This is a genomic window from Microbispora triticiradicis (assembly GCF_005864065.1).
Classification (GTDB): domain Bacteria; phylum Actinomycetota; class Actinomycetes; order Streptosporangiales; family Streptosporangiaceae; genus Microbispora; species Microbispora triticiradicis.
Genome location: NZ_VANP01000001.1, coordinates 342,922 through 355,051, shown reverse-complemented (window position 1 = coordinate 355,051; position 12,130 = coordinate 342,922). Strand labels below are relative to the sequence as shown.

At 73.4% G+C, this 12,130-nt stretch carries 14 protein-coding genes; 7 read left to right on the top strand and 7 right to left on the bottom strand.

Annotated features, from left to right (window positions below; translation table 11 throughout):
* Position 1: 1 nt before the first annotated feature.
* Entirely contained in the window at positions 2 to 1,225 is a 1,224-nt protein-coding gene (serB, locus tag FED44_RS01765) for a phosphoserine phosphatase SerB (RefSeq protein ID WP_187405952.1), read from the bottom strand.
* A 148-nt stretch (positions 1,226 to 1,373) separates the two neighbouring features.
* On the opposite strand from serB, the gene FED44_RS01760 reads away from it, so the two are divergent.
* Together FED44_RS01760 and FED44_RS01755 are read left to right on the top strand one after the other, a co-directional pair.
* Complete coding sequence (locus FED44_RS01760) at positions 1,374 to 2,132, top strand: GNAT family N-acetyltransferase (RefSeq protein WP_138459517.1); 759 nt, start codon at positions 1,374 to 1,376, stop codon at positions 2,130 to 2,132.
* Positions 2,129 to 3,169 carry a lysophospholipid acyltransferase family protein gene (locus FED44_RS01755; protein ID WP_208758787.1) on the top strand — a complete coding sequence of 347 codons (1,041 nt, stop codon included), beginning with the start codon at positions 2,129 to 2,131 and terminating at the stop codon, positions 3,167 to 3,169. Before FED44_RS01760 ends, FED44_RS01755 begins: the two co-directional genes overlap by 4 nt.
* A 107-nt stretch (positions 3,170 to 3,276) precedes the next feature.
* Here FED44_RS01755 and FED44_RS01750 read toward each other — a convergent pair whose 3' ends face one another.
* The 4 genes from FED44_RS01750 to FED44_RS01735 all read right to left on the bottom strand — a co-directional run bounded on the left by FED44_RS01750 (position 3,277) and on the right by FED44_RS01735 (position 6,432).
* Positions 3,277 to 3,837 (bottom strand): DUF11 domain-containing protein, encoded by a 561-nt coding sequence (locus FED44_RS01750; protein ID WP_138459516.1) that lies wholly within the window; start codon positions 3,835 to 3,837, stop codon positions 3,277 to 3,279.
* 122 nt (positions 3,838 to 3,959) lie between these two features.
* Positions 3,960 to 4,541: a hypothetical protein gene (locus FED44_RS01745; RefSeq protein ID WP_117409119.1), complete on the bottom strand. Its 582-nt coding sequence runs from the start codon at positions 4,539 to 4,541 to the stop codon at positions 3,960 to 3,962.
* A 41-nt stretch (positions 4,542 to 4,582) separates the two neighbouring features.
* A complete protein-coding gene (locus tag FED44_RS01740; protein ID WP_138459515.1) occupies positions 4,583 to 5,773 on the bottom strand; it encodes an S-adenosylmethionine:tRNA ribosyltransferase-isomerase in 1,191 nt (396 codons plus the stop codon).
* Positions 5,770 to 6,432: an SDR family NAD(P)-dependent oxidoreductase gene (locus FED44_RS01735; protein ID WP_117409121.1), complete on the bottom strand. Its 663-nt coding sequence runs from the start codon at positions 6,430 to 6,432 to the stop codon at positions 5,770 to 5,772. Before FED44_RS01735 ends, FED44_RS01740 begins: the two co-directional genes overlap by 4 nt.
* 124 nt (positions 6,433 to 6,556) lie before the next feature.
* Between FED44_RS01735 and FED44_RS01730 the strand changes: the two genes are divergently transcribed.
* Both FED44_RS01730 and FED44_RS01725 read left to right on the top strand, forming a co-directional pair.
* Positions 6,557 to 7,828, top strand: coding sequence for a GAF domain-containing sensor histidine kinase (locus tag FED44_RS01730; RefSeq protein ID WP_244301656.1), 1,272 nt, complete (start codon positions 6,557 to 6,559; stop codon positions 7,826 to 7,828).
* Positions 7,825 to 8,448: a response regulator gene (locus tag FED44_RS01725; protein ID WP_138459514.1), complete on the top strand. Its 624-nt coding sequence runs from the start codon at positions 7,825 to 7,827 to the stop codon at positions 8,446 to 8,448. The genes FED44_RS01730 and FED44_RS01725 overlap by 4 nt, the downstream gene beginning before the upstream one ends.
* A gap of 16 nt (positions 8,449 to 8,464) precedes the next feature.
* On the opposite strand, the gene FED44_RS01720 is transcribed toward FED44_RS01725, so the two are convergent.
* Complete coding sequence (locus FED44_RS01720) at positions 8,465 to 9,196, bottom strand: hypothetical protein (RefSeq protein WP_244301655.1); 732 nt, start codon at positions 9,194 to 9,196, stop codon at positions 8,465 to 8,467.
* 66 nt (positions 9,197 to 9,262) lie between these two features.
* Between FED44_RS01720 and FED44_RS01715 the strand changes: the two genes are divergently transcribed.
* The 3 genes from FED44_RS01715 to FED44_RS01705 all read left to right on the top strand — a co-directional run bounded on the left by FED44_RS01715 (position 9,263) and on the right by FED44_RS01705 (position 11,148).
* Positions 9,263 to 10,051, top strand: coding sequence for an ABC transporter ATP-binding protein (locus tag FED44_RS01715; RefSeq protein ID WP_117409124.1), 789 nt, complete (start codon positions 9,263 to 9,265; stop codon positions 10,049 to 10,051).
* A 95-nt stretch (positions 10,052 to 10,146) separates the two neighbouring features.
* The gene (locus tag FED44_RS01710; RefSeq protein WP_117409125.1) at positions 10,147 to 10,896 is read left to right on the top strand and encodes a sulfite exporter TauE/SafE family protein; all 750 of its coding nucleotides are present in this window, start codon (positions 10,147 to 10,149) and stop codon (positions 10,894 to 10,896) included.
* A 6-nt stretch (positions 10,897 to 10,902) separates the two neighbouring features.
* The gene (locus FED44_RS01705) at positions 10,903 to 11,148 is read left to right on the top strand and encodes a hypothetical protein (protein ID WP_222867861.1); all 246 of its coding nucleotides are present in this window, start codon (positions 10,903 to 10,905) and stop codon (positions 11,146 to 11,148) included.
* Between the two features lie 54 nt (positions 11,149 to 11,202).
* Here FED44_RS01705 and FED44_RS01700 read toward each other — a convergent pair whose 3' ends face one another.
* Complete coding sequence (locus tag FED44_RS01700) at positions 11,203 to 12,114, bottom strand: Rieske (2Fe-2S) protein (RefSeq protein WP_117409126.1); 912 nt, start codon at positions 12,112 to 12,114, stop codon at positions 11,203 to 11,205.
* Between the last annotated feature and the right edge of the window lie 16 nt (positions 12,115 to 12,130).

Genomic DNA, 12,130 nt, shown 5'->3' with positions numbered 1-12,130 from the left:
GTCAGGTGGTGGCGGGCGGCATGCCGTCCTCCGCGTCGGCCGCCTCCACCTCCTCGCGGGAGATGCCGAGGAGGTAGAGGATCGAGTCGAGGTAGGGCACGTTGACCGCGGTGTCGGCGGCCTGCCGGACGATCGGCTTGGCGTTGAACGCGATGCCGAGCCCGGCGACGGCGAACATGTCGAGGTCGTTGGCGCCGTCGCCGATCGCCACGGTCTGGCTCAGCGGGACGCCCGCCTCGGCGGCGAACCGCTCCAGCGCGCGGGCCTTGCCCGGCCGGTCCACGATCTCGCCGACGACCCGGCCGGTGAGCCGGCCGTTCACCACCTCCAGGGTGTTGGCGGCCGAGTAGTCGATGCCGAGGTCCGCCACGAGAGAGTCGGTGATCTGGGTGAAGCCGCCGCTGACGATCGCGAAGCGGTAGTCGAGCCGCTTGAGCGTACGGACCAGCGTGCGGGCGCCGGGGGTGAGGACGACCTCCTTGACGACCTTCTCGAAGACCTCCTCGGACAGGCCTTCGAGCAGCGCGACCCGCCTGACGAGCGATTCGGCGAAGTCGAGCTCGCCCCGCATGGCCTCGTCGGTGACACGGGCGACCTCATCCAGGCAGCCGGCGTGCCGGGCCAGCAGCTCGATGACCTCGTTCTGGATCAGCGTCGAGTCGACGTCCATCACGATGAGGCGCTTGGCACGGCGATGCAGGCCGCTGCGCTGGACCGCCACGTCAACCTGCTGGGCGGCCGCCTCGGTGGCGAGCTCGGCCCGCAGCGCCTGTGGGTCGGCTCCTGAGACCGCGAGCTCGATGCAGGTGACGGGGTAGCTCGACAGCCGTTCGATCCTGTCGATGTTGGCGCCGCTCGCGGCGATCCGCCCGGAGATCCCCGCCATCGCGGCGGGCAGCAGCGGCGCGCCCAGGACGGTGACGTGCAGTCGTCCGCGCCGCCTCTTCTCCTTGGAGGTCGTGCCGGTGGCGATCTCCAGGTCCATGTCAAGATCGGCGGCCACCTGCTCGACGGCCGTCCACAGCCCGCCGATGGTGCCTCCGGTGCCGGTGGGCGGCCCTCCGGCGTAGGCGACGAGCACGCCGAGGGTCAGTCGGCCGCGGATGACGACCTGCTCCACGTCGGCCACGACGACCGGGAACCCGGCCAGTACGGCGAACAGCCGTGAGGTGACGCCCGGGCGATCCGGACCGGTCAGCGTGATCAGGAGCGTGCGCTGGTTCACGTTGTTTGAGGTTACTGTGCGGCTTGTCGTGGCCGCGCACGAGGTTCACGATGCGGACGCCTTCGTGCCCCCGGGCTGAGGGAGCGGCGTCATTTCCGCATGTCGTCATGGTGGTGGGCGCATGCCCCGAGGAAGGACGTGACGACACATGACGATCTCCCTTGGCCCTGGACCACTCCAGCCCGGCTCTCTGCGGACCGGCCACCACAGCGGCCGCTACACCGTGCGCCTCGCCGAGAGCGCCGCCGACGTCCGCGCCGCCCAGCGGCTGCGCCACGAGGTCTTCGCCGTCGAGATGGGCGCCCGGCTCGACTCGCCGCTGAACGGTCACGACGCGGACCGGTTCGACGCGTACTGCGACCATCTCCTCGTCCGCGAGGGGGACACCGTGGTCGGCACCTACCGTCTGCTGCCTCCCGGCCGTTCGGACCGGCTCTACTCGGAGACCGAGTTCGACCTCGCCGCGCTGAAGGGCCTGCGCGGCGGCCTGGTCGAGGCGGGGCGCACCTGCGTGCATCCCGCGCACCGGGGCGGGGCGGTCGTCGCGCTGATGTGGGCGGGGATCGCCCGCTACCTGACCGATCACGGCTGCGCCTGGCTGGCGGGCTGCTGCTCGGTGCCGCTCGACGACGGCGGCGTGGTCGCCGCGGGGGTGGTCGACCGGGTGCCGCTCGGGCCGGAGGAGTATCGGGTGACCCCGCGCACGCCCTGGCGCGACGCGGGTGTGCCCCGGCCCGACCGGTTCGTGCTGCCGCCGCTGCTGCGCGGATATCTGCGGCTCGGCGCCTGGATCTGCGGGGCGCCCGCGTACGACCCGGACTTCGGCACGGCGGACTTCTTCGTGCTGCTCTCGCTGGCCGAGACCGACCCGCGTTACCTGCGGCACTTTCTGGGAGAGACGCCGTGAGCGCGGTCACGCCCCTGCCGCCCACCCCCGCACCGCCCCCGTCGCCGGCCCTCGCGCCGGTTCCCCCGGCTGTCTCCCCGGCTGGCTCCTCGGCCGAGCGCTCGGTCTGGCTGCCCGTGTCGTCCTGCGCGCCCGCCGCGTGCCTGCGGGCCGAGACGCGGACGGCCGGGCCGCTGCGGCGGGCCGCCCGGCTCGCGGGCGCGGTCGCCGTCCTCGCCGCCGGTCTGCCGCTCGCGCTCGTGATCGGGCGTACGGCCCGGCGGGGAGCGGCCGTGGCCCGCTGGTCGCGGCTGTTCCTGCGGGCACTCGGCATCAGGGTGGTGGTCCGCCGCGGGTTCTCCTGTCTCGGAGGTTCCGCCAGGGCGCGGGCCGTACACGACGACGGCGGCCCGGCCCTGCTCGTGGGCAACCACGTCTCCTGGCTCGATCCCCTGGTGATGGCCGCGACCCTCCCCTGCCGTCCGCTGGCCAAGGCGGAGGTGGCCCGCTGGCCGGTGGTCCGCACCCTGGCCGCGGGCGGCGGCGCGCTGTTCGTCGACAGGGACGCGTTGTCCACCCTGCCGCGGGTCGTCGCGGACATGGCCGCCGCGCTGGGCCGTGGCGAGAGCGTGGCGGCGTTCCCGGAGGGCACCACCTGGTGCGGCCGGGAGATGGGGCGTTTCCGCCCGGCCGTGTTCCAGGCCGCGCTCGACGCGGGAGTGCCCGTACGGCCGGTCGCGCTGCGCTTCGTGGAAGGCGTGGGCGAGTGCGCGACGCCGTCCACCCGGCCGTCGTTCGTCGGCGACGACACCCTGGTCGCGTCGCTCCTGCGCATCGTCGCGACCCGGGATCTGGTCGCGGAGGTGACCGTCTTCCCCGGCGTACGCCTGGACCAGGCGGCCCCGCGCGGCCCCGGCCGGGTGGACGCGCACGGCGAGCCGGGGCGGGGCGAGTGGTCCCGGCGCGGCACGGCGCGCGCGGCGCTGGCCAGGATCACCGAGGCCCAGGTCAGAACGGCGCTCCTGCCGGACTCCGGCAGACCCGCCATAGCGGCCTGAGCCGGGCGGTCTGAGCCGGGCGGCCGGTCATCCGGACGGCGGCCCGGAAACGGCGGACGCCCGCCTGCCGGGGCAGACGGGCGTCGTCGGGGCTCGCTATGGCGAGGTCAGCGGACGATCTTCGTCTTGACCGTCTTCAGGAAGTACCAGTGCTTGACGCCCAGTTCCTTCCAGGCGCGCCGGTTGAGGTCCTCGGCGCCGTTGGGGACGTCCCACTGGTCCACGCCGACGCGGGCGAGGGCGGTGCCGCGGGCGCCCTTCTTCAGCTTGACGGTGATCGAGAACGAGACCGCGTCGTCGACCTCGAGCGCGCGGGGCACCACGCACCAGAACCCGTCGGGGAAGAAGGCGCACCCCGTGCCCTTGGGAGCGCTGTAGTACACCTTGCGCTCGATGCCCTTGGGCAGCTGGCCGCCGACGAAGTACGTGTCGGCGAGGTGCGGGCCCCGGTTGACCGCGCCGACGGTGTAGGTGATCCGCGAGCCGGCCTTGGCCTTCTTCGGGCCCTTCGCGACCACGTAGAAGTTCGAGTACGGCTCCGCCTTGGCGGTCGCCGCGGCGGTGGACGCCGGGGCGGCCGACGCCGCCGGGGCCGCGGCGAGGAACAGGGCGCCCGCGAGCGGCGCGGCCGTCGCGAGGCCGACGATCTTAACGATCGGGTGACGCATGAGTGTGTGTCTCCTGAGGACGATGGGGGGAAAGGGAGGTTCCCCCGCAATGGGGAAGATTTTGTACCATCCCCCCACATCATCCGTAAAGATCTTTAATGTGAAGATTGCGGATCCGAATGTCAGCGGGTGATTGTGCTCTTCGTCTTCACCCAGCTGATGCTGTCACCGAACTCGCTGAGCAGCTGCTTGGGGTCCGTGTTGAGTGACGTGTCGGTCACCGCTCCGCCGAAATAGCCGTAGAGCTTGCCCCGCGCCGATCCGCTCACCCAGGCCTTGGCCCAGAACGTGTAAATCCTCCCCTTCTTGAGGCCGGGCAGCACGCAGAGCGCCCGGATTCGTTCCCTGGTGCACCGCTCGTTGTAGTGAGAACCCTGCGGAACGTAGATGCGGGCTTTGCTGACGTTCTTGGGGAACTTCGCGGCCAGGAAAATCTCGTCTGTCCTGGTCTTGAGCTTGTTGACGAGGGTGACCTTGAAAGACACCACCCGGCCCGCCCTGACGCGGTAGGGATAGCTCACCTTGATGGCGACCGGGGCGGCGGCCGCCGCGGTGGTGGTCGTGCTTGTGCTGGTGGCCGTGCTGGTGGCCGCTCGCGTCGCCGTGGTCGCCGCCGAGGAGGCGGTGGGGACGGAGACCACCAGCGCTCCGGCGGCCAGTGATGCGACCAGCGACGTCGTCGACTTACGGATCAGTGTTCGCATACGGACAGCCTTGACCAACAAAATCTCAGATTCGTCACATATCACAGAATGAGATGGCTGTCGCCGAACTCGTGCCAGAGGTAGCCCTCACGCAACGCCTCGTCGTACGCGTCGGCCAGCACCCCGGTCCCGGTGATCGCCGACAGCATCATCAGGTGGCTCGACCGCGGCTCGTGCAGGCCGGTGATCAGCCCGTCCACGGCGCGGACGCCTCCCGCCGGGGTGACGACATGGGAGGTCCACCCCGAGAGCGCCCGCACCCCGCCACCGTCCGGCCCCGCCTCCCCCCGGTGCGGTTCGGCGACCGGAGGCCGCACCGCCGCCGTCTCCAGAGCGCGTACGACCGTCGTGCCGACGGCGATCACCCGGCCCCCGTGCGCGCGGGTGAGGTTCGCCAGCCGGGCCGTACGCGCGGAGACCGAGAACCACTCCGGATAGGGCGGCTCGTCCTTCTCCGGAGACGCGACGCCGGTGTGCAGCGTGATCGGAGCGATGCCGATGCCCCGGCTGACCAGCGCGGTCACGAGTTCCGGCGTGAACGGGCGGCCCGCGCTCGGCATCTCCGCGCTGCCGGGCTCGACCCCGAAGACCGTCTGGTAGTCCGCGAGGGGCCAGTCGCGCCGCACGTAGCCGTACCGGATCGGCGCGCCGTGCGCGGCGAGGTAGGAGAGCACGTCGCGGTCCAGTCGGGCCCGCCACAGCCGCGCCGTCTCCCGCTCGACCAGGCGCAGCGTGGCCCCTCCCGGCAGCGGCAGCCACTCTCCCGGCGCGCCGCCGAGGTAGGGCTCCGTCGCCGTGGCCGTTCGGCGGCGCAACTCCACCAGCCAGTCGCCGGACGCGAGCCGCCCGGAGAAGTGCACGGCCAGGCGGTCGAGCCGTACGGCCGCGGGCAGGGTGGCGGAGTCGTTCACCACGAGCAGGTCGCCGGGGGCCAGCAGCGACGGCAGGTCGGCGAAGACGTGATGGGTGACCTCGCCGGTGTCGCGGCGGGAGACCAGCAGCCTGACCTCGTCGCGGCGCAGCCCGCGCGCCTCCGGCGGCTCACGGGCCTCCAGCGGCGCCGCGAGCGCGAACGTCAGCGAGTCGCCCGACGCGTGCGGCCTGGCGGGCTCCCCGATCGCATCCGCCGGCCCGTCCGAAGACGGTGCCGCATCCGCCAGCCCACCCCCGCCCAATGGCGTATCCGGGCGGCCCTCGGTCTCCGCCGCCGTCCGGCCGCCGGCGCCGGTCATCGCAGGTCTCCGCGGGTGAAGCGCCCCGGCGCGGGACGGGCGGCGACGAGGCGCAGCAGCGCCGGCGCCACGTTCTCGGGAGGCGGTGCCCCGTCGGCCTCCTCCTCACCGACCGCGTCCGCCAGCATGCGGGTCCGCATCTCGCCCGGGTCCACCCACCACACGGCGACGTCGGGCTCCTCGGCGGCGAGGACGTTCGAGACCTGGTCGAGGGCGGCCTTGGTCGCGCCGTACCCGCCCCAGCCCTCGTACGCCTCCACGGCGGCGTCGGAGGAGATGTTCACGATCGCGCCCCGCCGCTTGCGCAGCGCGGGCAGCGTGGCCTGGACCAGCGCCAGCGGCCCGACCACGTTCGTCTCGAACAGGGCCCGCAACGCGTCTAGCGGATAGTCGGCGAGCCTGGGCAGCGGGGCCGGGCCGAGCCCGCTCGCGTTGTTGACGAGCAGGTCCAGTTCGGGGACGGCCTCGGCGAGCCGGGCCACGTGCGCGGGATCGGCGACGTCTCCGGGAATGGCCTGGGCGCCGAGGTCGAAGGCCGCGGACATCAGGTCCTCCTCGCCCCGCGCGGTGAGGAGGAGCGACCAGCCGTCGTCGGCGAGCGCTCTGGCGAGGGCCAGTCCCAGCCCTCGCGACGCTCCGGTGATGAGTGCCTGTCTCATGCGCCTCACGCTAGGAAACGGCACGTCAGGCGGGCATCGGACCACGGTCCGGCATGGGTTCGGCAGTTGGCCCTAGGCCCACCGGCCGACGCGTGCCGGGCGCCGGGCGACCTACGCTGGACGGGTGCCCGAGCCCGCCGACACCGTCCCCCCGCCCGAGCCGCCCCGGCCGGGCCCGGACGGGTGCGCCCGCGAGCGAGCCGCCCTGGACCGCGCTGCCCCAGACCCCGACGCCCACGACCCGGCCGCCCACGACCCGGCCGACCGGGATCGGGACGCCGTGCTGCAGGCGGTCAGTTCGGCCGTGCTCGCGGTGACCCGTCATCTGTCGGTCCGCGAGGTCCTCCAGGTCATCGTGCGGTCCGCGCGCCGGCTGCTGGACGCGCGGTACGCAGCGCTCGGCGTGCCCGACGACGACGGCGCGTTCGCCGAGTTCGTGGCCGAGGGCATCTCCGACGAGCAGTGGAAGGCCATCGGCCCCACCCCGCGCCAGCACGGCATGCTGGGCGCGCTGCTGCGCGAGGGACGGCCGGTCCGGCTGCCCGACATCCGCGAGGATCCCCGGTACGGGTGGTGGCCGAAGGCCCATCCCGTGCTCACGGACTTCCTCGGCGTGCCGATCACGGACGGCGACACCGTGCTCGGGATCATCTTCCTGTCGAACAAGCGGACGCCCGGCGGGTTCGACGAGGCCGACGAGGACCTGCTGACGCTGTTCGCGGCGCACGCCGCCATCGCGCTCACCAACGCCCGCCTGTACGAGCGCGGGCGCGAGCTCACGGTGATCGAGGAGCGTACGCGGATGGCCCGCGAGCTGCACGACGCCGTCAGCCAGAAGCTGTTCTCGCTGCGGCTGACCGCGCGGGCCGCCGCGGCGCTGGCCCGCACCGAGCCCGAGCGGGCGGCCGAGGCGATCGAGCGGGTCGAGCGGATGGCGGGTGAGGCCCTGACCGAGCTGCGCGCCGTGATCGTGGAACTGCGCCCGCCCGAGCTGGACCGGTACGGCCTCGTGGAGAGCCTGCGCGAGCAGGTGGCCCTGCTCGACCGCCTGCATCCCGCGACCGTCGTGTTCGCGGCCGAGGGCGAGCCGCCCGGCGACCTGCCGCCCGAGGTCGAGGTCGCCGTGCTCCGGGTCGCCCAGGAGGCGCTGCACAACGCCGTACGGCACGCCGGGGCCGGCCGCATCGGCGTCCGCCTGACGCGCGCCGCGACCACCCTGGCGCTGGAGGTGACCGACGACGGCGCGGGATTCGACAGCGACGACATGAACGGGACGGCGGTGCGCGGCCTCGGGCTGCCCTCGATGGGCGACCGGGCCCAGGCCGTCGGCGGCAGGCTGTCGGTCTCCTCGACGCCCGGCCGCGGCACGACCGTACGACTGGAGGTGCCCGCGTGATCCGCGTGCTCATCGCCGACGACCATCCCGTCGTACGGCAGGGCCTGCGCACGTTCCTGGAGATCCAGGAGGACATCGGCGTCGTGGGCGAGGCGGCCGACGGCGCCGAGGCCGTCGCGCTGACCGAGTCGCTCGGCCCCGACGTGCTGCTGCTCGACCTGAGGATGCCGGTGCTCGACGGCCTCGGCGCGCTGGCGGAGCTGAGCGGGCGGGACGTAAGGGTGATCGTCCTCACCTCGGTGAGCGACCGCGGCGACGTCGCCCCCGCGATGCGGGCGGGCGCGGCGGGCTTCCTCTACAAGGACGTGGACCCGGCCGCGCTCGTGCGGGCGATCCACGCCGTGCACAGCGGGCAGGTCCTGCTCGCGCCGGAGGCGGCGGAGGCGATGTTGTCGGGCCCGGCGGAGCGTGAGCGGCCCGAGCACGCCGCCGCGCTGACCGACCGGGAACGCGAGGTGCTGCGGCACATCGCGGCGGGACGGTCGAACCGGGAGATCGCCCGTGCGCTGGTGGTGGCGGAGAAGACGGTGAAGACCCACGTCTCCAACGTGCTCATGAAGCTCGGCGTGCAGGACCGCACCCAGGCCGCCCTCTACGCCGTACGGCACGGCCTGTCCTGAGCGCCGGGGCCGGCCGTCAGACCTGGGATTCGACGATCGCGTTGTGCGCGGCGACCCTGGCCCGCCGTACGGCCCGGTCGAGGTCGCGCAGGGCGGCGCCGCGCACGGCGACCTGCCCGGAGGTGAGCCCTCGCTCGTCGGCCAGGCGGAGCGCGACGGCGAGCCGGGCGGCGAGCGCGCCGACCCGGTGCGCCCTGCCCGGGTAGCCGGGGGCGAGGGACTCGCCGGCGCGGTCGAGCGCGTCCGCCGCGGGGAAGCCCTGCGCCGGGCCGCCCACGCCGAGCAGCGCCTCGGTGGCGGCGACCATGGCGGTGCGCAGGGACTGCTCCGCCTCCGCCAGCGAGGGCACGTCGGGGGGCGCCGCCGACGCCTCGGCCGTGGCCCAGCGGACGCCGCGGTACGACGAGCCGCGCAGGTCGGCGGACGGCACGAGGCCGAGACACCTGCCGGGCAGCACGGCCACGGCGGCCTGACCGGCGTCGATGGCGACGCCGTTGAACGAGGGAGGACCGGTGAGCCCGAGCGGGTCGCCGGAGACCGGCAGGGCGAGGCGGAACGCGTTCAGCCCCTCGATCCTGCGGTCCAGAAGGAAGGCCAGTAGGGGGGTCTCGATCCCCTCCGCCGCCACCACCTGGGGCCCGGCCTCGCGCTCGACGCGGTCGAGGGCGGTCTTCAGACTCACGTGTCCCAGGAGCCAGGCGTTGCCCCAGGCGACGAGCGTGGCCGAGATCGGTGAATCGGTGTGCACCCGATCCACGATATGTGGTCGGACTGCCATAGTTTTATCCCAGAGAACCACAGGAGGGGGACCACGATGGGCGGTCAGGTGCTTCAGCTTCAGGACGTGGCCGTCCGCAGGGACGGCGCCGCCCTGCTGCGCGGCATCGACTGGAGCGTCCGCGAAGACGAGCGCTGGGTGGTCATCGGACCCAACGGCGCGGGCAAGACGACGTTGCTCCAGGTGGCCGCCTCGCTGCTGTTCCCGACCGAGGGGTCGGTGGAGATCCTCGGCGAGCGGCTCGGCCAGACGGACGTGTTCGACCTGCGGCCCCGCATCGGGCTGGCCAGCGCGGCGCTCTCGGAGCGCATCCCGCCGGACGAGAAGGTCATCGATCTCGTGCTCACCGCGTCGTACGCCATCCTCGGCCGCTGGAACGAGGAGTACGACTCCAACGACGTCACCCGCGCCGTCGAGCTGATCGACCAGCTCGGCTGCGCGCACCTGATCCGGCGGCGCTTCTCGACGCTGTCGGAGGGCGAGCGCAAGCGCGTGCAGATCGCCCGCGCGCTCATGCCGGACCCCGAGCTGCTCCTGCTCGACGAGCCCGCCGCCGGGCTCGACGTGGCCGGCCGCGAGGACCTGGTACGCCGCCTCGGCGCGCTGGCCCAGGACCCGGCCTCGCCCACGATGGTCCTGGTCACCCACCACGTCGAGGAGATCCCGGCCGGGTTCACGCACGTGCTGCTGCTGCGCGGCGGCGCGGTCGTCGACCAGGGGCCGATCGAGGCGGCGATGACCGCGGAGAACCTGTCGGCCACCTTCGGCGTCCCGCTGCACCTCGACCGGGGCCAGACCGGCCGCTGGTACGCCCGGCCCCTCTGACCCTCCGGGGCACGGCCGGTCAGGTCCCCCTCCGGCCGCCCGCGCGGGGCCGACGCCTACCCTGAGGCGACAGCCGTACGAGGGAGCAGGTGCGAGTGACGCCGTGGGAGGCGGTCGCGGTCTTCGCGGCCGGTGTGGGGGCCGGGGCCATCAACGCGGTCGTGGGATCGGGGTCGCTGATCACGTTCCCGACGATGCTGGCCGTCGGGTTCCCGCCGATCGTCGCCAACGTGTCGAACAACGTCGGACTCGTCCCCGGCGGGGTGACCGGGGTGCTCGGCTACCGCGCGGAGCTCAGGGGTCAGCGCGAGCGCCTGGTCCGGCTGGGCGTCGCGTCGGTGCTCGGCTCGCTCGGCGGCGGACTGCTGCTCCTGCGCCTGCCCGCGGAGGCCTTCCGGGTCATCGTCCCGGTGCTCATCGGCGTGGCCTGCCTCATGGTGGTGTTCCAGCCCAGGATCAACGAGTGGCTGGCCGCGCGGCGCCGGCCGCACCCGCACGGCGGGCCGTGGCTCTGGCTGGGCGTCCTCGGCGCCGGCGTGTACGGCGGCTACTTCGGCGCGGCCCAGGGAATCGTCCTGATCGGCCTGCTCGGCAGCTTCCTCGACGAGGACCTGCAGCGGGTCAACGCGGCCAAGAACCTGCTGTCGCTGCTGGTCAACGCCACGGCGGCGGTGTTGTTCGCGTTCATCGCGCCGGTGGACTGGGCCGCCGCGCTGACGGTGGCGCTGGGGTCGGCGGCGGGCGGCTTCCTCGGCGCCCGCCTCGGGCGCCGGCTGCCCGCGCCCTTGCTTCGGGGCTTCATTGTTGTCGTCGGAATCGTGGCGATAGTGAAGCTGGTGTTCTGAAAGGGTATGTATGCCCTCGTGAAGGGCGACCGGGTGGAGATCGTGATCGATGCCGGAGGCACCCCGCGCACGTACGAGATGATCGCGACCAGGGCGGGACGCCGGATCGAGGTCACCACGGGCCGGGGAGTCGTGGAGGTCACCGAGGTGACGCGGTCGGGCACGCCCGTCCGCACCGCGAGGTTCATGTCCAACCGGGTGCTCGCGCTGGTCGAGCATCCCGCCGACGACCGCGGCCCCGACACCGAGTGAGCGACGCCGGTGGCCGCGGCCCAGCGGCGACCGGCGCGGTCACCGGCGGGACGGTCATTCGGCGGGACGGACCTGCACCACGCCGTCCTGCCGCAGCCGGGTCTGGAAGGCCGGCTGCCGCGACGTCGCGGGGCCGTGCGTGACCCTGCCGTCGGAGATGCGGAAGGCGCTGCCGTGCCAGGGACAGACGATGCAGGGCTCGCCGTTCTCCATCGCGACGCGCCCCTGGTGAAGGGGGCCGCCGAGGTGGGAGCAGTTGTCCGCGAGCACGCTCACGTCGTCGCCGAGACGGATGACGAACAGGTCGATGTAGCCCAGCCGCCGCCGCACCGGCCGCCCGTTCGGCAGCTCCTTCAGGGCGCACAGGTCGTGCCAGCCCAGCGGCACGAGATGGCCGACCGACTCCGCGTGGTTGGCCCCGGCCGCCTGCCGGTAGGACATGTGCCCGCCGAGGTAACCGCCCGCGGAGGCCGCCGCGAGCCCGGCGTACGCCAGCGTCCGGCCGGCCCGCTCACGTCCCCGCATCCGTAACAGCAGGGAGCCGGTGTAGCAGACCGCCGCGGCCGCGTTGGTCATCGCGTGCACCAGGCCCACCCGCTGCTGCTCACGGTGGAGCGTGGACCAGTCGGTGAGGCCGGCCGCCACCGTGGGGACGGCGCTGCCCAGCCCCGCCAGGATCAGCGTGCGCGCCGCCCGCGACCCGCTCTTCGTCATGTCGACCACCCCGGCCGACAGCCAGCAGCCGAAGCTGACCATCGCGAGCGCCGGGTGCAGCGGATGTCCGATGGGCACGCCGTGCAGGAAGTCCCGGGTCTTGCCTGGGCCGAGCTTGCGGCGCACCTGTTTGGAGATGACAGCGATCGGCCGGTCGAGCACGGTGGCCCGCTCAAGCCCGTCGAAGACCTCGGCGGCGGGGACTCTCCGCGCCATCCGGCCCGTACGCCGCGACCTCGTCGTCTCTTCCATGTCTCGCCCCCTAACA

Bases quoted from the DNA above. Each gene is read 5' to 3' on its own strand.
- FED44_RS01760 (WP_138459517.1), top strand. From the start codon at position 1,374: ATGACGATCTCCCTTGGCCCTGGACCACTCCAGCCCGGCTCTCTGCGG.
- FED44_RS01750 (WP_138459516.1), bottom strand. From the start codon at position 3,837: ATGCGTCACCCGATCGTTAAGATCGTCGGCCTCGCGACGGCCGCGCCG.
- FED44_RS01745 (WP_117409119.1), bottom strand. From the start codon at position 4,541: ATGCGAACACTGATCCGTAAGTCGACGACGTCGCTGGTCGCATCACTG.
- FED44_RS01740 (WP_138459515.1), bottom strand. From the start codon at position 5,773: ATGACCGGCGCCGGCGGCCGGACGGCGGCGGAGACCGAGGGCCGCCCG.
- FED44_RS01735 (WP_117409121.1), bottom strand. From the start codon at position 6,432: ATGAGACAGGCACTCATCACCGGAGCGTCGCGAGGGCTGGGACTGGCC.
- FED44_RS01715 (WP_117409124.1), top strand. From the start codon at position 9,263: ATGGGCGGTCAGGTGCTTCAGCTTCAGGACGTGGCCGTCCGCAGGGAC.
- FED44_RS01705 (WP_222867861.1), top strand. From the start codon at position 10,903: ATGTATGCCCTCGTGAAGGGCGACCGGGTGGAGATCGTGATCGATGCC.
- FED44_RS01700 (WP_117409126.1), bottom strand. From the start codon at position 12,114: ATGGAAGAGACGACGAGGTCGCGGCGTACGGGCCGGATGGCGCGGAGA.